Raw genomic sequence first — 23,427 nt, forward strand, 5'->3', positions numbered from 1 at the left:
ACCGCGACGGCGACGAGCAACGTCGTGCTGGTGACGGTGAACGCCATCGTGAACGCGGCAACGCCAACGATCGGAACGCAGCCGACGGCTAAGACGGTGGATGTCGGCGGAACGGCGACGCTTAGCGTAGTGGCGAGTGTCAGCGATGGTGGGACATTAAGCTACCAGTGGTACAGCAACACTAGCAATAGCACGAGCGGAGGCACGCTGCTGAGCGGAGCGATGAGCGCGAGCTATAACGCGCCGACAACAGCGGCCGGCACGAAGTATTACTATGTCGTGTTGACGAACACGAATGCGAGCGTGAATGGCACGAAGACCGCGACGGCGACGAGCAACGTCGTGCTGGTGACGGTGAACGCCATCGTAAACGCGGCTACGCCGAGTATCGGAACGCAGCCGACGGCTAAGACCGTGAACGTAGGCGAGACAGCGACGCTGAGCGTAGTGGCGAGCGTCAGCGATGGTGGGACATTAAGCTACCAGTGGTACAGCAACACGACGAACAGCACTTCCGGCGGCACGTTGCTGAGTGGAGCGACGAGCGCGAGCTATAACGCGCCGACGACAGCGGCCGGCACGAAGTACTACTATGTCGTGGTGACGAACACGAATGATAGCGTCAATGGAACGAATACGGCAAGTGCAACGAGCAGCGTCGTATCTGTGACGGTGAATACGTCAATCGAGAACGCAGCAACGCCTAGCATCGAGACGGAGCCGACGAGCATGACGGTGAACGTAGACGGAGCGGCGACGCTCAGTGTAACAGCCAGTGTCAGCGACGGCGGTACGCTAAGCTACCAGTGGTACAGCAACACGACGAACAGCACTAGCGGCGGCACGCTTGTAGACGAAGCGATTTTCGCAGACTATAACCCACCGACCGCAACGGAGGGAACAACGTATTACTACGTCGTGATAACGAACACGAATGCGAGCGTCAATGGCACGAAGACGGCAAGCGCAACGAGCAGTATCGTCGCTGTAACGGTATCCGAGGAAATTACCTACAAGATTGAAGCGATTGACAATCAGACAGGAGATACCCTGACGCAAGGATATGAACCAGATACACAGCAGACCATTACGATCCATATCAATAATATCGGAACTGGTGATTTAACGGATATAGCCGTATCGACAAGCGGGGCTGACGCCAATTCATTCGAGATCACTCAACCGGCATCGACCTTGAATAGCGGTTCGCCGTCCACCAGCTTTACGGTAAAAGCAATGAATGGTCTAGCCGCGGGGACGTATACGATGACCGTGATCGTATCAGCTGCCCAAATGGACGCCATGACTTTTACGGTTACGCAAGTCGTAAACCTTCCTGGCGTTCTTGCGAGCCCTAATCATCTACAGGCTGCAGCCGGAAACGAGAGCGTTGGCTTGCGATGGGATGCCGTGGAGGAGGCCGATGAATACGAAATCTATGTAGCTACGGCATCTGGCCATTACGATGACTCCTCGGTTGCAACAGTGAGAGGCACGAGCTACAGCGTGACAGGTCTAACTAATGGCATTACCTATTATTTTGCGGTCAAAGCAGGCAATTCGGGAGTATGGAGCTCCTTCTCAGGCGAAGTCAGCGCGACACCTGCTACCGTTCCGTCAGCACCGACGAACGTACAGGCACGCGCGGGCGACAAGAAAGCGACCGTTAGTTTCGAAGCGCCGGAGGACAACGGGGGGAGCGCCATTATTCGCTATGAAGTCACGGCGTATCCGGGCGGGATTACGGCGACCGGAACGACAACCCGAATCGTGGTTTCGGGGCTAAGCAACGGCAAGGCCTATACTTTTACGGTTCGTGCGATCAACGGTGTAGGACCAGGCGAAGTATCCGCTGTTTCCAATTCGGTAAAGCCTAGCAAGAGTACAACAACTCCGCAGCCGCCGACTCCGCCTGTTGACGGGGTGAGGTGCTTGGTGAACGGCCAGTTGGCAGATATACTGGGAAAAGTATTGTCAACGACAACGAATGACCGTATGGTCCTCACGTTGGAGCTTGATTCCGAGAAGCTGACTGACTGGTTGAAGAAAGAAAAACAAGGAGCAGTCATTACGCTTGACGCAGGCAAGGGCTTTAATGCTGTAATCGTCAAGTTGAACGGCGAAATGATTCGAAACCTGCAGCTGAAGGAAGCCACTCTTGTTGTACGTACGGAGAAAGCGGTCAATACGATCGCTGCGAAGCAGATCAATATCGACGCGATTGCAGAGCGCTTCGGCAACAAGGCACAGCTTCAAGACATAATCGTACAAATTTCAGTAGCCGACTCGTCGGATGACATGGTCAAAAAACTGCAGGACGCTGCCGATCGGATGCATCTGGTGATCGTCTCGCCTGCGATAACGTTTACGATCCAGGCGGAGTACGATAACAAGACGTATGAGCAAGCCCGGTATAAAGCTTATTCAGAGAGACTGATAGCGATAGCTCCGGGAGTTAACCCGAGCAAAGTCTCGACGGCTGTCGCTATCGAGCCGAATGGAGAGTTCCGGCATGTTCCAAGCAAGATTATCCTTATCGACGGCAAGTATTACGTGCAGTTGAGCGACTTGTCGAATGGCACCTTCGCAATTGTTTACCATTCAGCAAACTTCTTCGACGTCGAAGGTCATTGGGCTAAAGCGGCAATAAATGACCTAGGCGCGCGATTGGTCCTGCGTGTCCCGGCAAGCGGTTTGTTCCAACCGAATCGCGACATTACGCGAGCTGAGTTCGCGGACATGATCGTTCGTGGGCTAGGGCTAAGTGTAGAGCAAGGTACGACGAGCTTCGTCGACGTGAAGGAGGGCGATTGGTACAGCGGCGCCGTCCAAACCGCCTATTCATACGGCTTGATCGAGGGATTCCCTGGCGACAAGTTCAGACCGAACGACCGAATAACGCGCGAGCAGGCGTTTGTCATTATGGCCAAGGCGATGAAGCTGATTAACCCGGATAAAAACCTGCAAGCAATTGATGTTGCTGCTCAGCTTCATCGTTATTCGGATGCGGACAGCGTATCGGAATGGGCGAAGAACGGGCTTGCGAATTGTTTGGAAGCCGGTATCGTATCGGGACGCGCAGGGAATAGGCTTTCGCCCAAGGCGTATATAACCCGAGCTGAAGTTGCGACAATGGTATTACGATTTTTGCAGCAGTCTAAACTGATATAGACAACTCTAAGCGTTCACGAACAATGACGGTGCCTCGCGCCCGTCATTGACGTGAGCGTTTTTTTTTCGCCGAACCTAAGGGCAGTTACCTTAGGTATAGTAGGTATATCCGATATAATATAGTGATCTTTATTTCACTACTTTCGTAGCGAAACAAACTTCTCTAGAATAGAGAGGCAGGCTTTAGAAGCCTTCTCAATGTTTGTAAACTATTCTTTAGGAGCTGATTAGAGATGCAATTTCGTCAGTTGGGAAACAGCGGATTGAAGGTTAGTGAAATTAGTCTTGGAAGCTGGTTGACATATGGAGGATACGTAGAACGCGAAAATGCGATGAAAGCGATACAAACGGCCTATGGTCTGGGCATTAACTTTTTCGATACGGCAAACGTGTACGAAAGAGGGGCGGCGGAGAAGCTGATGGGCGAGGCGCTGCGTTCCTTTCCACGCGAATCCTATGTGCTTGCGACCAAGGTGTTCGGTCAGATGGGTGACGGTCCCAATGACCGCGGCTTGTCCCGCAAACATATTAGGGAGCAATGCGATGCCAGCCTGAAGCGGCTTGGAGCGGACTATGTCGATCTGTATTATTGTCACCGCCATGATCCGAGCACGCCGATGCATGAGACGCTCCGTGCGCTCGACGATCTGGTTCGTCAGGGCAAGGTACTGTACGTAGGCGTCAGTGAATGGACGACCGCCCAAATGGTGGAGGCGCATGCGATAGCGGACCGTTATTTGTTGGATCGAATCGTCGTCAACCAACCGATCTACAACATGTTCAACCGGTATATCGAGAAGGAAGTCATTCCTTACGGCGAGCGCGGCGGTATCGGACAGGTCGTATTCTCGCCACTCGCTCAAGGCTTGCTGACCGGCAAGTACAGCTCCGTAAACGAGCTGCCTGCAGACAGCCGTGCCGCGAAGCTCGATGGCATGCGCAAAAATGTTACCGAAGAGAAGATCAACAAAGTAGTCGAGCTGGGTAAAGTAGCTTCCGAGCTTGAACTAACGGTCGGTCAATTGGCGCTGGCATGGATTTTGCGGCAGCCGAATGTGTCGAGCGCGCTGGTCGGCGCCAGCCGTCCCGAGCAGGTTGAAGAAAACGCGAAAGCGGCCGGTATCGTGCTAAGCGCCGACGTGCTCGAGCGAATCGAACAAATTATAGCCGTGTAGGAGGGAGTAAGCGTAGTGCCTAAAATAGTAGTAACAGGCGGAAGCGGGATGCTGGGCAGCTGGGTGGTTAAGCATTTTGTAGAACAGGGGTATGAGGTCGTCAATGCGGATGTCAAACATCCGGCGGAGCCGCGCTGCCGAACCGTCATCGTCGATCTGAACCAACTTGGCGAAGTTTACGGAGTATTGGCGGGGGCGGATGCCGTCGTGCATTTGGCGGCTATCCCCGTCGCTTACTCGCATCCTAACGAGGTAACTTTCCACAATAATGTGATGTCCACATATAACGTGCTTGAGGCTGCTGCGGGATTGGGGATACGCAAGGCCGTCATTGCATCGAGCGAATCGTCCTATGGAATCGTCTTTGCCCTCGAGCGGTTTGCGCCGCAATATGTTCCCGTCGATGAGGAGCATCCTCAGCTTCCGCAGGACAGTTACGGTTTATCCAAGATCGTTAATGAGCAAACGGCCGACATGATTCATCGCAGAACGGGCATGCAGGTGGTGTCTTTCCGACTGGGCAACGTAATAGCGCCAGAGGCATACGAGCGGTTTCCGTCCTTTATCCATGATCCCGAGCAGCGCGAGCGTATCTTATGGAGCTATATCGATACACGGGATGCGGCGGAAGCTTGCAGGCTGGCCGTGGAAGCCGAAGGACTTGGAAGTGTGGCGCTCAATGTGGCGGCGGATGATTCCAGCATGGCGGTTGCGAGCCGCGATCTGATGGCTGCGCGGTTCCCGGAGGTCAAGGACTTCCGCAAACCGCTGGACGGTCATGAGTCGCTGCTGAGCAACGAGAAAGCCAAGCGGTTGCTGAACTGGCAGCCGAAGCATGCTTGGCGCAGTTATGTTTAGAGCTGAGCTTATAGTTTAACAAGAAAGGAGCAGTCGCCCAAGGCAGACTGCTCCTTTCTTGTTGTTTAGGAAATTATGGACCTCTAAGATTTGTGGATAACTTGTGGTGCGATTTGGTGCTTAAATAAATGGAAAGGGGGGGCTCCTACACGGCATAAGGCGGTACGCTCCAAAAGATAGCTAATCCGCTATAGTGTCATTCTAGGCAACTAATTAGTCTTGTACCAAGCGAGCTGCCTATTCGATGAAAAGCAACTATCGAGCTCACAACCGTGTGGCAACTAAGATTAGTTCGACGAATTGCACCTAAGCTCTGTAACCGTCGGCTAGCACGATAATTCACCGAATCCATGCAAAAGGCTGCTGCACCTCGAAGAGAACCGAATGAATCGACAGTCTGCAAACCCAAAGCATAATTCGCGTTATACTCTGCATACCTCCAACGGACAGTTCTCGCATTTGCATATTTGGCGTAAATAAGCAACATCTTTGACGAATATCGTTCCATGCTCGATGTTGATTACATCCTCCTTGCGCATATCGTTCAGAAGCCTATTCACGCTTTCGCGCGTGGCTCCAATCATTTCGGCCATTTCCGAATTGTTCATTTTTTTATCGATTCGAATCATGTTTCCTTGCTGGACGCCGTAAGAATTGCAGAGCCTTATTAACAGCGAACATAAGGCGCCGGTCTTCCCGTATAGCATCAGATCGCGAAACTTGGATTGCGTCATGCGATGCATCACGCCCATCCACTTCATGAACGCGATAGCGAGATCCCTATGCTGCCATAGCAGCAGCTCGAGGTCCTTCTGCTCGATAATGCCAAATTCGGCATCTTCGATGACTTCCGCATTAAAGGTTTGAGTATTCGTTTGAAAAGGATCCATCTGCCCAAACAGATCGCCCGCGTGGTGGAGATACAAGGTCATTTTGTTGCCGCTATCCGTCGTTTTGGTAAGCTTTACGCGTCCCTTTTTTACATAATAAAGATGGTCCGCAGCATCCCCTTCCCAGAACAAGTACGATCCCGACATTACAGTTTTGTTGTGCATAATGCTGCTTAGTTTGTAGAAGCTTTCAGGCGAGAAGAAAGCGTCCATCCCGTTGCTCCGTTTCTCCGGCACATTCCCTTTCAATATCTCTTTTTGCGTATATGCGTTAATGGCCATCCCAGCCATCCCCTCTCCGTATCTTGTTAACCTAATTTTACCTTTTGAACCGATAATCGCGCATCGGGGGAACCCCCTATCTTTGAGGGGGGAAATCCCTGATTTATTTGTGATCAACGTCACAGCGTGCAGAGTTCTGGGAGTGGTTTAATAGATGCAGAAGCTCGGCATAAGAAATCGGCAGAAAGGATGTGGGTGTGTATGGAGCAAATTCCATTACGGCGCATCGAACAGCTGGCGCTCAAGAAATACAAACTGTTCCATTCAAGTAAACTACGCTATCTTCTGCGATCCATGCTCGCCAGCATGTTTATCGGGTTTGGCGTAATTGTAGCCTTCAAGACGGGCAGCTTCTTCTATACGGAACATTCTCCGCTTACGTATCCGATGGCCGCGATGACCTTCGGAGCCGCGATCATTCTGATTTCCTATGGCGGAGGCGATCTGTTTACAGGCAACACGTTTTATTATACCTACGCAGCGCTTCGCCGTCAGATGAGCTGGGCCCATGTGGGGAAACTGCTGACGGCAAGCTATATCGGGAACGTTCTCGGTGCTTGCGCGTTCGCGCTTCTTATATGGGGAACGGGACTTTTTCAATCCGCTGAAGTCAACGGCTTTCTGCTAAGCGTGGTGGAAAAGAAGCTGCATGCGCCGACGATAGAGCTTTTTTTCCGCGGCTTACTGTGTAACTGGCTCGTCTGTCTGGCGTTCTTCATCCCGATGTCGTTAAGAGGAGACGGTCCCAAGTTGTTCGCGATGATGCTGTTCGTCTTCTGTTTCTTCATTTCCGGATACGAGCACAGCATTGCCAATTTATGCACGTTTGCTATCGCGCTTGTCCTCAACTATCCGGACACCATCACGTTTGGCGGCATGATCCATAATCTCGTTCCGGTCACGCTTGGCAATTTGTTCGGCGGCTCGGTGTTGATGGGCGCGATGTACTATTTTGTGAATCAACCAACCGAAGAGGAGCAATCAAAATGAAAAAATCCAAAGTTGTTGTCATTGGCGTAGGTGCTGTCGGTTCCACAACCGCGTACACACTGTTGCTGAGAAGCAGAATGGACGAACTCGTCCTTATCGATGCGAACGTGAACAAAGCAGTCGGCGACGCGCTGGATATGAACCACGGGATGCCGTTTCTCGGCCAAGCGAAAGTATGGGCGGGTAGCTATGAAGATTGCAAGGACGCGGATATCGTCATTATTACCGCTGGAGCGGCGCAAAGGCCGGGAGAGACGCGGACGGATCTGTTGAAACGCAACGCGGCGATCTACGAAAGCATTATAACGGAGGTTTTAAAATATAACTCGGACGGCATTTTGCTAATCGCAACGAATCCGGTCGATATTATGAGCTACTTTACGTGGCAAAAGTCAGGATGGCCGATCAACCGGGTTATCGGCTCGGGAACGCTGCTCGACAGCGCGCGTTTCCGATATTTGATCGGGCAGCGGTTGCACATCGACCCGCGAAGCGTACACGCACACATTATAGGCGAACACGGCGATACCGAGCTGCCGGTATGGAGCCTGGCTAATGTGGCAGGAACGAATTTCTCGCTTAGCGACACTGCGAAGTCCGAGATTTTCGCGAATACAAGGGATGCGGCTTATCAGATTATCGAGGCCAAAGGGGCTACCTATTACGCGATCGCGCTTGCGCTGGACCGTATCGTAACCGCCATTCTTCGCGATGAATCGGCCGTGCTTAATGTGTCTACGCTGCTCGATAACTACCACGGGGTGTCTGATGTGTTCATGGGCGTGCCTTGCATCGTAGACCGGCAAGGGGTTCGAGAGGTGTTGGATATCCGAATCAGCGAGGAAGAGAAGGCGCTTCTCCATCGATCTGCCAATCATTTGAAAGAGCTCATTGAAACTGTGAAATAAACGCTGGAATAGCCCCTTATCTCGAGTTTAGGATAAGGGGCTATTTCACAATCAAATCATGTTACAATTCGTATGAAGGGTGAATAACGATGAGAAACTTTGAAGCTGACACAATAAGCCGTGCCGTTCATTATATACGAGTTACTTCATTAAGCGACTTTACGGCTTTGGCTCTCCCGATCGACGATGGCAGCAAGTACCGCTGGCAATATGCGAGCGGCAATATGAATCATCGTTATCAGCATATGATCGTTAAGCGAGGCAAGGGGCTGCCAGGCATGGCCCTTCTATTAGGACGAAGCTTGATTAAGGATATTGCATCGAAAGAAGCAAACAAACCTCGCTTCGAATGTTCATTAATGTTGGCCGAGGGCCTTCATACGGCGGCAGCCGTTCCGATTCCTGATGGATTCGGCTCTGCCGGCGTTCTAATGGTTGGCGTACGTCATCCTCACAGCTATACGGATACTAATCTTATTTATCTGGAGCAGTGTGCTATCGAGCTTTCGAATCTATTAGAGATTTCCAGATACAAAACATAATCGGAGGGGAACTATGATTAAGCTTTGCATTGTCGACGACCATGCGATGGTACGATCCGGGCTTAAAATGCTGTTGAACGAAAAAGAACATATAACGGTTATCGGTGAGGCATCGGAAGGTGACGAAGCGATTAAGCTTGCCTTGCTGTTGAAGCCTGATGTTGTGTTGATGGATCTCAGCATGCCTCATGGCAAGGACGGCTTAACCGCGACCAAAGAACTTAAGCAACTGCTTCCTTCTGTAGCGGTTCTCATCCTTACGATGCATGACGATGACGAGTACTTGTTCCAAGGCATTCATGCCGGCGCCTCTGGATACATATTGAAGAGTGCTCCCCATGAAGAGCTGCTAACCGCGATTCGAACGGTAGCCGAGGGAAATGCCTATCTGTATCCGACTGCGACTAAGAAATTAATGAGCGAATATTTGGAGCGTTCCGCAGCTGGCGACAACGGAAGAGCGTTGGATATGCTGTCAGACCGAGAGAAGGAAGTTGTATCTTTGGTTGCCAAAGGCTACAGCAACAAAGAAGTCGCCGAGCAACTCGTCATCAGCATAAAAACGGTCGAATCCCACAAAGCGAATGTGATGGATAAGCTTGGATTAAAGACGAGGCCTGATTTGGTCAGGTATGCGATGAAAAAGGGGCTGTTGAACTTTGAATAATCCGGGCTGGGAAGAGAAACGCCCAGAAGTCATTGGACAGCGCGTCGTCTCTTTGATTTCCAAGCTGGATGAGCATATGGAGGATCCGGCCGTTAGAATGGAGCTGAAGCATGCGCTGCTCCACCTCGCAGATATCAAGCTCGCGTTAAATGAATCGTCCATCGTAGCCGTCACCGACCATAAGGGCATCATCCAATACGTAAACGATAAGTTTTGCGAAATATCAAAGTATGAACGCGAGGAACTGATGGGCAAGGATCATCGGATCATTAATTCGGGTTATCATAGCAAAAATTTCATGAACGAGCTTTGGAGTTCGATTGCCTCCGGAAGCGTCTGGCGAGGCGACATTAAGAACCGGGCCAAAGACGGCAGCTATTATTGGGTAAACACGACGATCGTTCCTTTCCTTAACGCGAAAGGGAAACCGTATCAATATTTGGCCATTCGCAACGAGGTGACCGAGCTGAAGCGCGTGCAGGAGGAGCTTCAGCAGATGATGAAGCAGGTTATGATTGTTCAGGAAGAGGAACGCAGACGATTATCCCGCGAGCTGCATGACGGTATTGGGCAGAGCTTGTTCTCGCTTCTCATTGGCATGGATAAGCTGATTCAAGACGGTTCGTTAGACGACGCGGAGCGTCTTCGTACAAGCGTATCGCATCTGATGGAAGACGTCCGCAGCCTCGCTTGGGAGTTGCGTCCTTCCGTGCTTGACGATCTTGGCGTAGTGCCTGCTATTCGTACTTATACGGACAATTTCACGAATCATTACGGCATTGGGGTCAAGCTTGATATCCATTTGCGCAGACGACTAGGGCCTCAAGAAGAAACAACGATTTATCGAATTATACAAGAAGCGCTTACGAATATCGGCAAGTACGCCGATGTTGATGAATGCTGCATTACGTTATCGGATTTACCCGACCGGATCGAAGTGAACGTCGTGGATGAGGGTAAAGGTTTTCAACGCGATAGCAGCACCAAAGGAGTGGGGCTGTTCAGTATGGAGGAGCGGGCTCGCGCGATAGACGGGCAATTAGTCGTTCAATCACAACCCGGGCAAGGAACGAAAATCCTATTGATCATACCTAAAAAATCTTGAATATAGAAGCCCAGATCATCCTGCATGGGACGATCTGGGCTTTCGTAGTTATAGAAGTTAATTCATATCCGTTGGGCGGTTTTGCGGTTTGCGTTTGAACAGGTTGTTGAACGCTTTATTCAGCAGCGGCAGGACGTAGCGGTCTAGTCCGTAACGACCGCCGTTCGTACCTGCTACGACGACCAATATGCCTAGCAGCATCAGCCAAGGGTTCGTGCTTACGGTTCCGGCGAACACGAACATGAAGTTCATCAGTAAGCCGAAGAATGCAGCGGCGGCGGTCAGAGCACCGAGTATGAGCCCGAGACCTACGAGAAATTCGCCGAGCGGGATCATTACGTTGATGAGCTTGATGTTCGGCAGCGCGAAGTGCTCTAGAAAGGCGTTAAAGGTCGGATACACCGCTTCGCCTGTTGCCTTATCCATCACCGGAGTTTCGATTGCTTTATTCAGGAAACCCGTTGCATCAAAGCCGTCCGTTAATTTATGCCACCCTGCGGTAAGCCATTGGTAACCGAGCACGATTCTTATTAATGTAATGACGGCAGCAGCCCAATTATTTTCTCTCCAAAGTTTCATTAACATGATAGAACACTCCTGTCTTTGTGTTTAATTTAAGGAACGGCGGTTATCGAACGATTCGTTGTGATGCGGATGCTCTGGAGTATTTCGTTTCCATCGCTCTCACCTTCTTCTGTGATTTGATAGCTCAAGCATAATATCTTTTGAAGGATACGTATGTGATCTATTTCACAATCTCTTTTTTTATTAAGCACAAAAATTTGCTGTGCCGGTTTCTCCTTCGACGGGGGGCGGTGACGAACGAGCTTGCGCAGCTCGACGCAAGAGGAATATCTGAAACAATTAGATTTCTGTTCGCAGTGAGGACCGTAAAGACCTTAATTGCGGTTTCCTCCTCCAATTCCCGTCTTTACGGACTCAGCGGACTCTAACAAAAGCTATCAGAAGCTATCAGCACGAGTTTGTTGAAAAAGGGAGCCTATAAAGTCACCTAGGTCCGTAACCACGCAATAAAAATGAAATATGGCCCTATAGTGTGGCCTGGGTTCCTAACAGATGAAGGAATGAAGTGAGTTTGGCTCAATTGAGGTTGACTGAAGCCGTGTTGCTAAGGTAAATTGATCAAAATCGATATGAAATAAGAGCGGAGAATGATGATGAGCAAATACATGATTGGCATTGACCTTGGCGGAACGAATATAAAGTCTGCGATCTTCAACTCGGCGTTTCAGACCTTGCATGAAAGAAGCGACCCTACGGAAGCCGCCAAAGGACCTGACCATGTGTTGAACAGAATGAAAGAAATCATTCAACAGATGCTCGCGGACGAAGGAATCGATCAAGCATCCATAAAGTGCATGGGTATGGGGATTCCTGGCTTGCTTGATCCGGAGACGGGTCTCTCTATCTTTTCGCCAAACTTCCAGGGGTGGGAAAACATCCATGTTGTCGATTTTATGAAACGTTATTTTGATTTCCCTGTTTTCATCGACAATGATGTGCGGGTCAATTTGTATGGCGAGTGGCTGTTCGGCGCGGGTGTCGGTTACAGCAACGCAGTGTTGATCACATTAGGCACCGGCTTAGGCTCGGGTATTGTTAATGATGGGAAAGTGGTCTACGGTACTACCTCCAGCGCCGGCGAAATCGGGCATATGAATATGTACCGGGAAGGACGTCCTTGTCGCTGCGGAAGCTCAGGCTGCCTCGGCAGATACGTGTCCGCGATCGGGATGGTTCGAACGTTAACGGAGAAGCTTGAGGAAGGCCGAACGAGCATCCTAACGGAATGGACGGAAAATGATCCGGCGGCCATTACGGCTCGCATGATTTCCGATGCTTACGATCAAGGTGATTCGCTAGCGATCGAGGTCATGCATGAAACGGGGGGAATTCTCGGGTTTGGTCTTGGAAATGTAATCAACCTGTTGAATCCCGAAATCATAATTGTTGGCGGCGGGATGTCGGCTGCCGGCGATCGCTTGCTCTCTCCGGTACGTGATACCGTTGCAAAGCATGCTTTGAAGTTATCTTCCAGCGCGTGCAAGATCGAACAAGCGAAATTAGGCGGACAAGCCGGTATGATCGGTGCGGCCGCCTACGCGAACAGCAAGCTGTCTTAACACTGATTCTTCTAATCTATATCAGCTTTCGTTACAGGTTCCGACAATTGTCTGCGGAGAAGAGCGATCTCATGCTTGTACGGGGCGTCTTTATATTTGATCTTGCCGATCGAAGGCGTCTCTAAGAGCTTTGGCAAGTGCTTCATCTGGGGATGATGCACAATATAGTCGAGCGCTTTAAGCCCGATGTGGCCGTGACCGATATTTTCATGGCGGTCTTTGCCCGAGCCCCGCTCGTTCTTGGAGTCATTGACATGAATCACTTTGAGCTTATCGAGCCCGATGATCCGGTCGAATTCATTCAGAACGCCGTCGAAGTCGTGAACGATATCGTAGCCGGCATCATGGATATGGCATGTATCGAGACAGACGGACAGCCGCTCATTGCGGCGGACGCCTTCGATAATCATCGCTAGCTCTTCGAAAGTCCGGCCGATCTCAGAGCCTTTGCCTGCCATCGTTTCCAGCGATACCTGTACTTGTCCATGCCGTTCCTCCGACAATACTTCGTTTAACCCAGCAATAATTCGTCTGATGCCTGCTTCTGATCCTGCGCCGATATGCGCGCCGGGATGAAGCACGAGCTGCTCCGAACCTAGCGCCGCCGTGCGCTCTATTTCATCCCGAAGAAATGAAATACTATGATTGAATACTTGATCCTTACGCGTATTCGCCAGATTAATGAGAAAGGGAGCATGCACGACAATGTTCGATATTCCATGCTCTTTCATATGGGCGTGGCCAGCTTCGATGTTGTAGGCCTCGATTGCTTTGCGCCGCGTATTCTGCGGAGCGCCTGTATAGATTAGAAAGGTTGAAGCGCCGTATGAGGCGGCTTCCTCGCTTGCTTGGAGAAGCATTCCCTTACCGCCCATGGAAACATGGGAACCGATTAATAACATCAGACCTTTCACCTCCCATCGATCAATAGAATCTATTGTTGCACGGCTGAAGCCGATTATTCAAAAGCAACTTTAATTGATACAAAAATAATATTTCAATTCAATATTATTGATATAAACGTCGTTATCATATAAAATAATTGTAATTAATCATCAATGAGGAGGTGTCAAACCATAATGCTGGAGTTAAGCTTTCAAGATCCAGATAAGCTTGTCCAAGTTTCGCATGCTTTATCTACCCGGGCTCGCGTCGATATGCTTCGACTTCTCAGCACAAGGAATATGAATGTGGTTGAGATTGCGGAGACGCTTAAGCTGCCGGTGTCTACCGTCGCCAATAATGTTAAAATTCTGGAGGCGGCCAAGCTAATTAATACCGAGCTGCTCCCTGCATCGCGCGGAGCCATGAAAGTGTGCAGCCGCAACTATGACGATATTCGCATCGCCTTCAACGTCGAGAAGACCATTCCAAGAGGGGCGCTTCTCACTTACGAGATGGAGATGCCGATCGGCCATTACAGCGACTGCGAGGTTCATCCGACCTGCGGCATGGCGAACGCGGACGGGATGATCGTTCGGGAGGACGAGCCTGCAAGCTTCTATCACCCGAAGCATATCGGTGCGCAAATCATTTGGCTGCGCAAAGGTTATGTCGAGTATTTGATGCCGATGGAAATTCCGTCTGATGCGCGAATCGACGCTTTGGAGCTGTCCATGGAAATGTGCTCGGAAGCGCCCAACTATGATAATAACTGGCCTTCGGACATTACGTTATGGATCAATGGCGTCGAGATCGGGACCTGGACGAGCCCAGGGGACTTCGGCGATCGACGCGGCAAGCTGACGCCTTCTTGGTGGGCCGACTGGTCGACGCAATACGGATTGCTCAAAAATTGGCGAATCGACAGGAATGGCGCGTCTCTGGACATGCAGAAAATTTCCGACATCACGATCGGCGACTTAAAGCTGATGCAGCGGCCTAATATTAGGCTTCGGCTCGGCGTGAAATCCGATGCCGTTCACCAAGGCGGGATGAACCTTTTCGGCAGACAGTTCGGCGATTACGAGCAGGATATTGTCGTAAAAGTGTATTATGCGGCAGATCAAGACGAAACAAAAGATCTTTAATTACAGATTCCTTGTAATTGAAGGTCTTTTTTTTTTAATTAATTACATGAATTTGGTTTGAAACCGTTGACAAAATAACTAATGGGGGATAATATGAGTTTATGGTACAAAATTATTGTAATAAACTAAGGAAAGAGTTTTGTGCCTGAAAAATGATTTTAAATCATAGGGGAGGCTAAACATGAAAAAGGGTTATGTTTTGACTTTGGCCACGCTGCTGACAGCTTCGCTGGTGCTTAGTGCGTGCGGAAGCAACAACGGCGGCAACAACGGTGGAAATAACGGGGGCAATGCTTCGGAGAACAATGGAAGCGCTTCAACAGGGGATTCCAGCGGAAGCAAAGTGACGCTGTCCTTCTGGACATTGTTCAGCGGCGGCGACGGTGACAATATGCAGAAGCTGATCGATGATTTCAACAAAAGCCATCCCGACATTCAAGTGAAAAACACGAAGCTTGAGTGGGGCGAATACTACACGAAGCTAATTACGGCTGTCGGCAACGGCAACGGTCCGGATGTCGGCATCTCTCATACATCACGTCTGCCTGACCTGATCAATCAAGGGGTTGTATCCGAGCTGGATGAAGTGGCGGAAACCGCTAGCGTTGATTGGGGCACATACAACCAGAACTTGCTTAACGCGGCAGTGGTAGACGGCAAGCATTACGCAGTGCCGATCGATACGCATCCATTCATTATGTACTATAACAAGAAGCTGCTGAAGGACGCCGGTCTGCTCGGCGATGACGGCAAGCCTGTGTTGGAGCAATCCGCTGACGGCTTCGTCTCGTTCCTCGATACGCTGAAGCAGAAGCTGCCGGCTAATGTTACGCCGTTCGCGCTGTCGAACAGCAACGACGACCCTTTCCGTCTATGGTGGTCGCTGTATCACCAATTGGGCGGCAATGACGTCGTATCGGACGATCTATCAACAGCTGCGCTTGATACGGAGAAAGGCGCGAAAGCTGCCGAGTATCTCCAGAACATCTATACAAAAGGTTATATCAAGAAAAACGATCCTGACTTCTACAAAAACTTCCAAAGCGGCACGGCCGCCATTATGATGACAGGCGTATGGGCAACCGGAACTTGGGAAGCGACGGAAGGCCTTGATTTCGGCGCTATGCCGATTCCGAAGATTTTCGACCAAGAAGCGACTTGGGGCGATTCGCATACGATTATTCTTCCGGTCACGAAGAAGGAAGATCCGGAGAAACGCAAAGCGGCTATCATCTTCGCGGACTGGGTTGCCGAGAACGGCCAAGTTTGGGCGAAAGCGGGACATATTCCTTCGAAACCTTCCGTGTTCGAGAAGCAAGAGTTCAAAGACCTGCCAAACCGCGGCGATTACGCGTCCGTTGCCGACACAGTTAAGTTCAGCAAGCCGTCGACGAAAAACTGGACGATTCGCGACAACGCTTTGTTCAAATTCCTCAACGAGGTATGGGCTAGCAAAATGACGCCGGCTGACGCAATGACTAAGATGCAGGACGCTATTCAGAAAGTGCTCAGCGAATAGGTTCATAATGCAAGGGCATCGGCAGGCTTTCGGCTATGAGCCGGAAGCTTGCCGATCCATTCTTGATGAGGTGAGGCGCATATATGAGAATAAGCAAGCTTAGAGCGGATATGCTCGCATTATTGTTTTTGCTCCCCTTCTTGATCGTCTATGTGCTTTACACCATTTGGCCGATGATTAAGGGCGTCGAGATGACGTTCTATAAATGGACGCTTATTAAGAAGATGTCGTATATCGGATTGGACAATTACAAGAAGCTGTTCCAAGACCAAGAGGTCTGGGCTGCCATTGGGCATTCTTTCACGTTCGTCATTATAACGACGCCGACGATGCTGGTGCTGGCGATCGTGCTGGCATTGATCGCTAACCGCAGATCGAGGCTTCAGAAGCTTTTTCGAAGCGTGTTTTTTATTCCGAGCGTGCTTTCGGTTGCCGTAGCTTCCTTCCTCGGACTATTTATTTTTCAGCCGTATATGGGATTTATTAATACTTTTCTTCATTTGTTTGGTCTGCTTCCGCAGGGCACCGAAATCTTTTGGTTATCGGAAAAATGGTTATCCTGGGTTGCGGTCGCCGTTATTACGCTTTGGTGGACGGTTGGCTTTAATTTCATTCTTTATTTGTCGGCTATGCAGGAAATTCCCGACGAGCTTTACGAGGCAGCCCGCCTCGACGGCGCGAATGATTGGCAAGTGTTCTGGCGCATTACGCTGCCGCATTTGAGCCCGATTACAAAGACGATAACGATGCTGCAAATTATAAGCTCCTTCAAGGTTTTCCTCCAAATTTACATTATTACCGGAGGCGGGCCGCTCGATCAGACAAGGCCGATCATTCAGCTCATCTATCAGACGGGCTTCCGCAAAAACGATCTCGGCTACGCCGCGACGATGTCGTACGTCGTGTTCATCATCCTGCTTGTTCTATCTGCCATTCAATACTGGATTAACAATCGGAAAGGAGAGCAAGCGTAATGAAATGGCTCTATCGCTTATTATCGCTTCTCGTCGCTTTCTTCTTCCTTGCGCCGATTGTCTGGATGATGGTGGTGTCCGTGAAGAAAGAGGGAATGAAAATTGTATCGTTGATCGACTGGTTCACGCCTCCGTATTCGTTCGCCGTATACGATGAGATATTGTCGACGACGAAGCTGACGAACTGGACGCTTAACAGCTTCATGATCGCCGTCTGCGTGACGATTCTGACGGTGGCGATTGCGGCATTGGCCGGCTTTGCCTTATCGAAGCTTCCCTTCCGCTATCGTTCGTTTATCTTCTTCTTCATACTTGCAGGGTTGCTCGTTCCAGGGGAGGCTACCATTATCCCCCTTTATCAAGTAGCGAAGGACATGGGCATTCTCAACAGCTATCAAGGCTTAATCCTGCCGATGCTCGCATCGCCCGTGGCGGTTATCGTGCTGAAAAGCTTCTTCGACGGCATTCCGAAGGATCTGCTCGAAAGCGTGCAGATCGACGGCGGCGGAGTATGGCGCATATTCTGGTCGATCGTGCTTCCGCTTACGCGGCCGGCTCTCGCCTCGATACTCATCTTGACGTTCATCGGTTCGTGGAACAACTTCTTGTGGCCGTTCCTGTCCGTAACCGACGACAACCTGTTCACGCTGCCGATGGGTATTCCAACGCTGATGAACCAATATTCGGAGGATTACGTCAAGCCGATGGTCATCAATACGGTTGCTTCGCTTCCGATCCTGCTGCTGTTCGTCATTTTCGAACGACAAATCGTGAAGGGCGTCAGCTTGTCGGGGATCAAAGGATGAACGCAATCGGTACGGGGGTCAAAAAACGCGAGCGGGCCATCGACATGTTCAAGGGTCTGCTCGTGCTGGGGATGGTTTACTGCCATACGCTGCAGTTTTTTAGCGATATGGATCTATACCCGAATGGCCGGCCTTTCATTGAAATCATTAACTTAATTACGTTCTCGGGGTTCGTTTTCAGCTTCGGTTACGTCTCGCAGCTTGCTTATTATTCGAAGCCTTTCCGTCAAGCGGCGCCTCGCATGCTGGTGGCAGCGGTCAAGACGCTGGCAGCCTTCTATGTATCGGGCATGGCGTTCCGGGTGTTTATCGACGGCAGGGAGGCCAGTTGGTCGACCTTAAGGCCGATTCTATTGATCCGGGACATGCCGGGCTGGTCTGAGTTTCTTATATCTTTCACTTATCTCATGATTATTGGTCTTGCGTTGTTCGTGCCGCTTCGCTGGCTGGCGTCACGCAAGGCAATCGGCTTTGGAGTTAGCGGTCTGATGCTTGTATTCACGTTCATCCCATATGGCTCGATTCATTCGATGCAGCTTGGGCCGCTAATCGGGACGCGTGACTTCGCTTCGTTCCCGGTGCTTCAATATTTGCCTTATTACATCATTGGCATCTTGTTTGCCAAATATCGCATAACGTGGGACTGGCGGGTATTCGTTGCGGCGTTGATCGCGACGGGAGGTTTCGTCTGGCGCTGGCTATCGGTAGACGGGCAGTCGCTGCCGGAACGTTTTCCTCCTTCCGTATGGTGGATTGTTGGGCCAGCGCTGCTATTGTACGGCAATTTTGGATTGGCACGTCTGATGGAGCGGTACCCAGTCCCGTTCACTCTATTTGAAGCGATGGGGCGTAATGTCCTTTCGTACTTGGTGATGAGCAACGTGCTTATCTTCGCGCTTAAGAGCAACCAGCAGCAAAAATTGCTGGTGGGCGCTGGGGAAGGTTTTTGGCTGGCCTGCGTAATCGTTGCGATTGTAACGTTCTGCGTGTGGATTATTACGAAGCCCCCGCAACCCAAGCGATCTCAGCCATCATCTACAACAACAACTTAGACTGTAATCGAAAAGGAGTAGGAGACAGAGATGAGTGAGCAACCGCAACAGCTAAGAAACGAGTATCCGCGTCCGCAGTTCATCCGCGAGCAATGGATGTCATTAAATGGAACCTGGGCTTTTGACTATGACGACGAGAATGCAGGAGAACGCCAAAGGTGGCAGGAGGGCGGCTACGGCTTCTCCAAGGCGATACAAGTTCCGTTCTGCCATCAAAGCGAATTAAGCGGCTTAGCCGATACTTCGTTCCACGATATCGTGTGGTACAGCCGTACCTTTGCCGTTCCTGAAGCGTATGTAGGGCAGCGATTACTGCTACACTTCGGTGCAGTCGATTATGAAGCCAGCGTTTGGGTAAACGGGAAGCTGGTTGCGAAACATGAAGGCGGACATACACCATTTCATGCCGACATTACAGACGCCTTGATCGATGGAGAAAATACGCTTGTCGTTAAAGCAGTCGATTACAGCAAGGATGTGACCTTGCCGAGAGGCAAGCAGTTCTGGGAAGAAAAGTCGTCCGGCATCTTCTATACGCGGACGACGGGCATTTGGCAGAGCGTATGGCTGGAACCGGTGTCGACGCAGCATATTAGCCGCATCCGCCTGACGCCGAACATTGATCGCAATGAGCTGAGTTTGCAAGCGTTCATCGGCGGATTCAAGGAAGGGGCGAACTTAACTCTTCGAGCAACCATTACATTCGAAGGCCAGCCGGTCGCACAGGACGAATTCGCCGTAACGCGATCGTCTGAATCGCGTACGTTAGCTCTTCACGATTTCAACGATCATGGACTTGGACGCTGGTGGACGCCGGATCGACCGAATCTGTACGACTTAACGCTCACGCTTGTTGTCGACGGCAAGGAGGCCGACAGAGTAGCGTCGTATTTCGGCATGCGCAAAATATCAATCGAAGACGGCGTTGTGCTGCTGAACAACCGTCCTTATACGATGAAGCTGGTGCTTGATCAAGGTTATTTTCCGACAGGACTGCTTACTGCTCCAAGCGATGAGGACTTGCGCCGCGATGTTGAGCTTACGAAAGCTATGGGCTTCAACGGCGCACGCAAGCATCAGAAGATCGAGGATCCGCGGTATCTCTATTGGGCGGACCGGCTTGGACTGCTGGTGTGGGGCGAGATGGCTAATGCCTATCATTTCTCGGAAGATTACGTCGGACGCGTTACGAGAGAGTGGCTGCAAGCCGTGGAACGGGACTATAACCATACGTGCATCGTGGCGTGGGTGCCAATCAACGAAAGCTGGGGCGTAACGAATATATTGATCGACAACCAGCAGCAGCAGCACGCTCTCGCGATGTACCATATGACGAAATCGCTGGATCCGACTCGACCGGTCATATCCAATGACGGCTGGGAGCTTGTGAAGACTGATCTCGTTACCATTCATGACTATGAATGGCGTAAGGAAGTGCTGGCTGATCGTTATTCGGATACTGGCAAAGCGTTGAAGGCTCGTCCCGGCAATCGCTGGATACTTGTGCCCGGCTACGAGTACGAGGGACAGCCGCTGCTATTGACCGAGTTCGGCGGCATTTCCTTCAAGAAGAGCGGCTGGGACGGCTGGGGCTACTCCGGCGCCCAGGATGAGGAGGATTTTTCCAAGAGGCTGCAGGATGTGGTTGGGGCTGCGCACCAGTCTCCTGTACTCCAAGGCTTCTGCTATACCCAATTGACCGATGTCGAGCAGGAGATTAATGGTCTCTTGACGTATGATCGGCAGCCCAAGCTGCCGATCGAGACGATCCGGCAAATTATCCAAGGGACAGATCTCTAAGACGCAGGACAAACACAGTAGAACACAAATTCGAGAAATTAGTCAGCAAAGGATAGGTGGAGACAGATGAGCTTGAAGCATTATAGAAAAGAATATCCGAGACCGCAATTCGTGCGCGAGGATTGGGACAATTTGAACGGGGAATGGGATTTCCGTTTCGATGACAACAACGTCGGCGAGCGGGAGCAATGGTTCAAGCCGGGCGACTTTGGCGGCAATATGAAAATTCAAGTTCCGTTCGTGTACGAGACGAAGGCGAGCGGTATTGAAGAAGCGGAGTTCCATCCGTATGTATGGTATCAGCGCGAGCTCAATGTTCCGGCTGAGCAGCGTCAGAAACGAGTTATACTTCATTTCCAAGCTGTCGATTATGTGGCGAAAGTGTGGGTCAACGGTCAATTTGTCGGCAGGCATGAGGGTGGTTATGCAGCCTTTTCCTTCGATATAACGCCTTACTTGCTAGACGATGCCGGAGCCGGAACGAACAACCAAATTGTCGTCAAGGCGGAAGACAGCAACGACTGCACGCAGCCGAGAGGCAAGCAGCGCTGGCGGGACGAGAACTTTGGCTGCTGGTATGTGCAGACGACGGGCATCTGGCAGACCGTATGGGTAGAGTACGTGGCCGAGCAGCATTTGGAATCGGTCAAAATCACCCCGGATCTCGATACGAATTCCGTCAGGTTCGATTATCGGCTTCGCGAAGGCATTGCATCGGCCCATCTCCGGTTGACGACGACGATTAGGATGGACGGCCGGCTCGTGAAGGAAACAAGCGTGACGGTGGATCGTTCGCAGTTGACGGCAAGCGTGGAATTGATCAGCGAAACGCGGGAGTGGAAGGTAGATTCATGGCGTCCGGAGCATCCGAAGCTCTATGAGGTGGAATTCGTGTTGACTCATTCGGATACTATTGTCGACCAGGTGCATTCGTACTTCGGGCTCCGGAAAGTATCTATTCAGAAGGGTAAAGTACTGCTGAACAACACGCCGATCTACCAACGGTTGATCTTGGACCAAGGTTATTGGACGGACAGTCATCTGACGCCGCCTTCCGAAGAGGCAATCATCGAGGATATCGACAAAATATTGGCGATGGGCTACAACGGCGTGCGCAAGCATCAGAAGATCGAGGATCCGCGTTTCCTATACTGGTGTGATGTGAAAGGTCTATTGGTATGGTCGGAGATGGCTGCCACTTATGAATTCAATGACCAGGCGGTAGATCGGTTCACTAAAGAATGGCTGGAAATTGTGCAACAGCAATATAACCATCCTTGCATCATTACGTGGGTTCCGTTCAATGAATCATGGGGGATCGGTAACGTGTTCGTCGACCGCAAGCAGCAGCAGTTCACGGAAGCGATCTATTATTTGACCAAGTCAATCGATCCGTATCGGCCGGTTATTTGCAATGACGGATGGGAGCATACGATTTCCGATATTATCACCTTGCATGATTATGAGGAATCGGGCGCCGCTTTCGCCAAACGATATGCAGGAAACAAGGATGCGATAACGAGCAACGAAATCTCGCATATGAACTCGAGGTATGCGATGGCGCAAGGTTACGAGTATCGCGGACAGCCAATCATCGTAACGGAGTACGGCGGCATTGCATTCAAGAGCGAAGAAGGTTGGGGCTACGGCAATCAAGTCGAAGGCGAGGAAGCGTTCTTCGAACGGTTCAGGAGCATTACGCAAGCGATCAAGGATATCGATTACATCAGCGGTTTTTGTTATACGCAGGTCACCGACGTGCAGCAAGAGGTGAACGGTCTGCTGACGGAAGATCGTCAGCCTAAGGTGCCGATCGACCGGATTAGAGCGATTAATTTGGCATAATAAACAGCCTTCGTCCTATATTCCATGGGACGAAGGCCGTTTCTTTTTTACGGATGTTACGTTTGCCTGTATTTCATACAGTCTAATTGCCCCTGTTCACTGGCAAGGGGAGGTTTGAGTGGAATACATACAGCCAAAACCTGCGATTTAAGCCTCCGGTTGCCTAAAGTGCCCATTTGCCTGCACAAAATCCAATCAAACTCGGATAAAGTCTCGAAATCGGCGTTTTGATTGTATGAAATCCATTCAAACGCTGGTTATTAAAATTCATAAGGATGAGGAGGGATAGGTGCCTGATTTCTATTTCTTGTTGAAGCAGCGGTAATCATCAAAAATACGGCGCTTAAGATGTGCAGAATCAGCCCTACAAAAGGGATCCACCCGATAACGGATGCTACAATTCCTAATATGGATCCGTGATAAGCTTCATTATTTTTTATGGATATAGCCAATGTGATAATATGCAGAATTAGCATTACTACGAGAGGTAACCACATAAAACTTATGATGATAACGGCTCCAAGTATCGGAATGCCAAGAATGGCCTCTAACGATCCGGTAATCCATTTTAAAATCCTGGATGTACTCAACCTCAATCCCTCCTACTAATATTTTCCTTATCAGTTTACTATATACTTCGGTTCTATCCTAGTAGTTTCAGCAAATACG

20 protein-coding genes are annotated in these 23,427 nt (G+C 50.5%); 16 read left to right on the plus strand and 4 right to left on the minus strand.

All coding sequences use genetic code 11. The features are described 5' to 3' along the window. The 3 genes from V8F51_RS27015 to V8F51_RS27025 all read left to right on the plus strand — a co-directional run. A partial coding sequence (locus V8F51_RS27015) for an S-layer homology domain-containing protein (protein WP_337103605.1) occupies positions 1 to 3,171 on the plus strand: 3,171 nt, incomplete at its 5' end. Between the two features lie 233 nt (positions 3,172 to 3,404). After that, positions 3,405 to 4,346 carry an aldo/keto reductase family protein gene (locus V8F51_RS27020; RefSeq protein WP_337103606.1) on the plus strand — a complete coding sequence of 314 codons (942 nt, stop codon included), beginning with the start codon at positions 3,405 to 3,407 and terminating at the stop codon, positions 4,344 to 4,346. A 15-nt stretch (positions 4,347 to 4,361) separates the two neighbouring features. After that, on the plus strand, positions 4,362 to 5,204 hold the full coding sequence (locus tag V8F51_RS27025) for an NAD-dependent epimerase/dehydratase family protein (protein WP_337103607.1): 843 nt from the start codon (positions 4,362 to 4,364) through the stop codon (positions 5,202 to 5,204). 422 nt (positions 5,205 to 5,626) lie between these two features. Here V8F51_RS27025 and V8F51_RS27030 read toward each other — a convergent pair whose 3' ends face one another. Continuing rightward, entirely contained in the window at positions 5,627 to 6,376 is a 750-nt protein-coding gene (locus V8F51_RS27030) for a Crp/Fnr family transcriptional regulator (protein WP_337103608.1), read from the minus strand. Between the two features lie 201 nt (positions 6,377 to 6,577). Between V8F51_RS27030 and V8F51_RS27035 the strand changes: the two genes are divergently transcribed. The 5 genes from V8F51_RS27035 to V8F51_RS27055 all read left to right on the plus strand — a co-directional run bounded on the left by V8F51_RS27035 (position 6,578) and on the right by V8F51_RS27055 (position 10,588). After that, on the plus strand, positions 6,578 to 7,366 hold the full coding sequence (locus V8F51_RS27035; RefSeq protein ID WP_337103609.1) for a formate/nitrite transporter family protein: 789 nt from the start codon (positions 6,578 to 6,580) through the stop codon (positions 7,364 to 7,366). After that, on the plus strand, positions 7,363 to 8,274 hold the full coding sequence (locus V8F51_RS27040) for an L-lactate dehydrogenase (protein WP_337103610.1): 912 nt from the start codon (positions 7,363 to 7,365) through the stop codon (positions 8,272 to 8,274). Before V8F51_RS27035 ends, V8F51_RS27040 begins: the two co-directional genes overlap by 4 nt. An 89-nt stretch (positions 8,275 to 8,363) precedes the next feature. Beyond that, entirely contained in the window at positions 8,364 to 8,816 is a 453-nt protein-coding gene (locus V8F51_RS27045) for a GAF domain-containing protein (RefSeq protein WP_337103611.1), read from the plus strand. 13 nt (positions 8,817 to 8,829) lie between these two features. Then, the gene (locus V8F51_RS27050; protein WP_337103612.1) at positions 8,830 to 9,483 is read left to right on the plus strand and encodes a response regulator transcription factor; all 654 of its coding nucleotides are present in this window, start codon (positions 8,830 to 8,832) and stop codon (positions 9,481 to 9,483) included. Further along, positions 9,476 to 10,588: a PAS domain-containing sensor histidine kinase gene (locus V8F51_RS27055; RefSeq protein WP_442956496.1), complete on the plus strand. Its 1,113-nt coding sequence runs from the start codon at positions 9,476 to 9,478 to the stop codon at positions 10,586 to 10,588. The genes V8F51_RS27050 and V8F51_RS27055 overlap by 8 nt, the downstream gene beginning before the upstream one ends. Positions 10,589 to 10,645: 57 nt before the next feature. On the opposite strand, the gene V8F51_RS27060 is transcribed toward V8F51_RS27055, so the two are convergent. Continuing rightward, complete coding sequence (locus V8F51_RS27060; RefSeq protein ID WP_337103613.1) at positions 10,646 to 11,173, minus strand: DoxX family protein; 528 nt, start codon at positions 11,171 to 11,173, stop codon at positions 10,646 to 10,648. 587 nt (positions 11,174 to 11,760) lie between these two features. Here V8F51_RS27060 and V8F51_RS27065 point away from each other — a divergent pair. Then, positions 11,761 to 12,732: an ROK family protein gene (locus V8F51_RS27065; protein WP_337103614.1), complete on the plus strand. Its 972-nt coding sequence runs from the start codon at positions 11,761 to 11,763 to the stop codon at positions 12,730 to 12,732. Positions 12,733 to 12,743: 11 nt separating this feature from the next. Here the strand turns inward: V8F51_RS27065 and V8F51_RS27070 are convergent, their stop codons facing one another. Then, positions 12,744 to 13,634: a deoxyribonuclease IV gene (locus V8F51_RS27070; RefSeq protein ID WP_337103615.1), complete on the minus strand. Its 891-nt coding sequence runs from the start codon at positions 13,632 to 13,634 to the stop codon at positions 12,744 to 12,746. A gap of 177 nt (positions 13,635 to 13,811) precedes the next feature. Here V8F51_RS27070 and V8F51_RS27075 point away from each other — a divergent pair, with 177 nt between their 5' ends. The 7 genes from V8F51_RS27075 (at position 13,812) to V8F51_RS27105 (ending at position 22,758) form a co-directional block, all read left to right on the plus strand. Beyond that, entirely contained in the window at positions 13,812 to 14,762 is a 951-nt protein-coding gene (locus V8F51_RS27075) for an ArsR/SmtB family transcription factor (RefSeq protein ID WP_337103616.1), read from the plus strand. A 181-nt stretch (positions 14,763 to 14,943) separates the two neighbouring features. Continuing rightward, positions 14,944 to 16,281, plus strand: coding sequence for an ABC transporter substrate-binding protein (locus V8F51_RS27080; RefSeq protein WP_337103617.1), 1,338 nt, complete (start codon positions 14,944 to 14,946; stop codon positions 16,279 to 16,281). Between the two features lie 83 nt (positions 16,282 to 16,364). Next, positions 16,365 to 17,255 (plus strand): carbohydrate ABC transporter permease, encoded by an 891-nt coding sequence (locus V8F51_RS27085; protein WP_337103618.1) that lies wholly within the window; start codon positions 16,365 to 16,367, stop codon positions 17,253 to 17,255. Further along, complete coding sequence (locus tag V8F51_RS27090) at positions 17,255 to 18,061, plus strand: carbohydrate ABC transporter permease (protein WP_337103619.1); 807 nt, start codon at positions 17,255 to 17,257, stop codon at positions 18,059 to 18,061. The genes V8F51_RS27085 and V8F51_RS27090 overlap by 1 nt, the downstream gene beginning before the upstream one ends. After that, complete coding sequence (locus V8F51_RS27095) at positions 18,058 to 19,113, plus strand: acyltransferase family protein (protein WP_337103620.1); 1,056 nt, start codon at positions 18,058 to 18,060, stop codon at positions 19,111 to 19,113. The genes V8F51_RS27090 and V8F51_RS27095 overlap by 4 nt, the downstream gene beginning before the upstream one ends. A 30-nt stretch (positions 19,114 to 19,143) precedes the next feature. Further along, the gene (locus V8F51_RS27100) at positions 19,144 to 20,913 is read left to right on the plus strand and encodes a glycoside hydrolase family 2 protein (protein ID WP_337103622.1); all 1,770 of its coding nucleotides are present in this window, start codon (positions 19,144 to 19,146) and stop codon (positions 20,911 to 20,913) included. Between the two features lie 66 nt (positions 20,914 to 20,979). After that, the gene (locus tag V8F51_RS27105) at positions 20,980 to 22,758 is read left to right on the plus strand and encodes a glycoside hydrolase family 2 protein (RefSeq protein ID WP_337103623.1); all 1,779 of its coding nucleotides are present in this window, start codon (positions 20,980 to 20,982) and stop codon (positions 22,756 to 22,758) included. A 260-nt stretch (positions 22,759 to 23,018) separates the two neighbouring features. Here V8F51_RS27105 and V8F51_RS27110 read toward each other — a convergent pair whose 3' ends face one another. Next, positions 23,019 to 23,348 carry a hypothetical protein gene (locus tag V8F51_RS27110; protein WP_337103624.1) on the minus strand — a complete coding sequence of 110 codons (330 nt, stop codon included), beginning with the start codon at positions 23,346 to 23,348 and terminating at the stop codon, positions 23,019 to 23,021. Between the last annotated feature and the right edge of the window lie 79 nt (positions 23,349 to 23,427).

The organism is Paenibacillus sp. YIM B09110, assembly GCF_037167145.1.
Taxonomy (GTDB): Bacteria; Bacillota; Bacilli; order Paenibacillales; family Paenibacillaceae; genus Pristimantibacillus.

What these genes read in the sequence shown, in the direction of transcription:
- V8F51_RS27020 (WP_337103606.1), top strand. Translation starts at nt 3,405, where the DNA reads ATGCAATTTCGTCAGTTGGGAAACAGCGGATTGAAGGTTAGTGAAATT.
- V8F51_RS27030 (WP_337103608.1), bottom strand. Translation starts at nt 6,376, where the DNA reads ATGGCCATTAACGCATATACGCAAAAAGAGATATTGAAAGGGAATGTG.
- V8F51_RS27035 (WP_337103609.1), top strand. Translation starts at nt 6,578, where the DNA reads ATGGAGCAAATTCCATTACGGCGCATCGAACAGCTGGCGCTCAAGAAA.
- V8F51_RS27040 (WP_337103610.1), top strand. Translation starts at nt 7,363, where the DNA reads ATGAAAAAATCCAAAGTTGTTGTCATTGGCGTAGGTGCTGTCGGTTCC.
- V8F51_RS27045 (WP_337103611.1), top strand. Translation starts at nt 8,364, where the DNA reads ATGAGAAACTTTGAAGCTGACACAATAAGCCGTGCCGTTCATTATATA.
- V8F51_RS27050 (WP_337103612.1), top strand. Translation starts at nt 8,830, where the DNA reads ATGATTAAGCTTTGCATTGTCGACGACCATGCGATGGTACGATCCGGG.
- V8F51_RS27060 (WP_337103613.1), bottom strand. Translation starts at nt 11,173, where the DNA reads ATGTTAATGAAACTTTGGAGAGAAAATAATTGGGCTGCTGCCGTCATT.
- V8F51_RS27065 (WP_337103614.1), top strand. Translation starts at nt 11,761, where the DNA reads ATGATGATGAGCAAATACATGATTGGCATTGACCTTGGCGGAACGAAT.
- V8F51_RS27070 (WP_337103615.1), bottom strand. Translation starts at nt 13,634, where the DNA reads ATGTTATTAATCGGTTCCCATGTTTCCATGGGCGGTAAGGGAATGCTT.
- V8F51_RS27075 (WP_337103616.1), top strand. Translation starts at nt 13,812, where the DNA reads ATGCTGGAGTTAAGCTTTCAAGATCCAGATAAGCTTGTCCAAGTTTCG.
- V8F51_RS27080 (WP_337103617.1), top strand. Translation starts at nt 14,944, where the DNA reads ATGAAAAAGGGTTATGTTTTGACTTTGGCCACGCTGCTGACAGCTTCG.
- V8F51_RS27085 (WP_337103618.1), top strand. Translation starts at nt 16,365, where the DNA reads ATGAGAATAAGCAAGCTTAGAGCGGATATGCTCGCATTATTGTTTTTG.
- V8F51_RS27090 (WP_337103619.1), top strand. Translation starts at nt 17,255, where the DNA reads ATGAAATGGCTCTATCGCTTATTATCGCTTCTCGTCGCTTTCTTCTTC.
- V8F51_RS27095 (WP_337103620.1), top strand. Translation starts at nt 18,058, where the DNA reads ATGAACGCAATCGGTACGGGGGTCAAAAAACGCGAGCGGGCCATCGAC.
- V8F51_RS27100 (WP_337103622.1), top strand. Translation starts at nt 19,144, where the DNA reads ATGAGTGAGCAACCGCAACAGCTAAGAAACGAGTATCCGCGTCCGCAG.
- V8F51_RS27105 (WP_337103623.1), top strand. Translation starts at nt 20,980, where the DNA reads ATGAGCTTGAAGCATTATAGAAAAGAATATCCGAGACCGCAATTCGTG.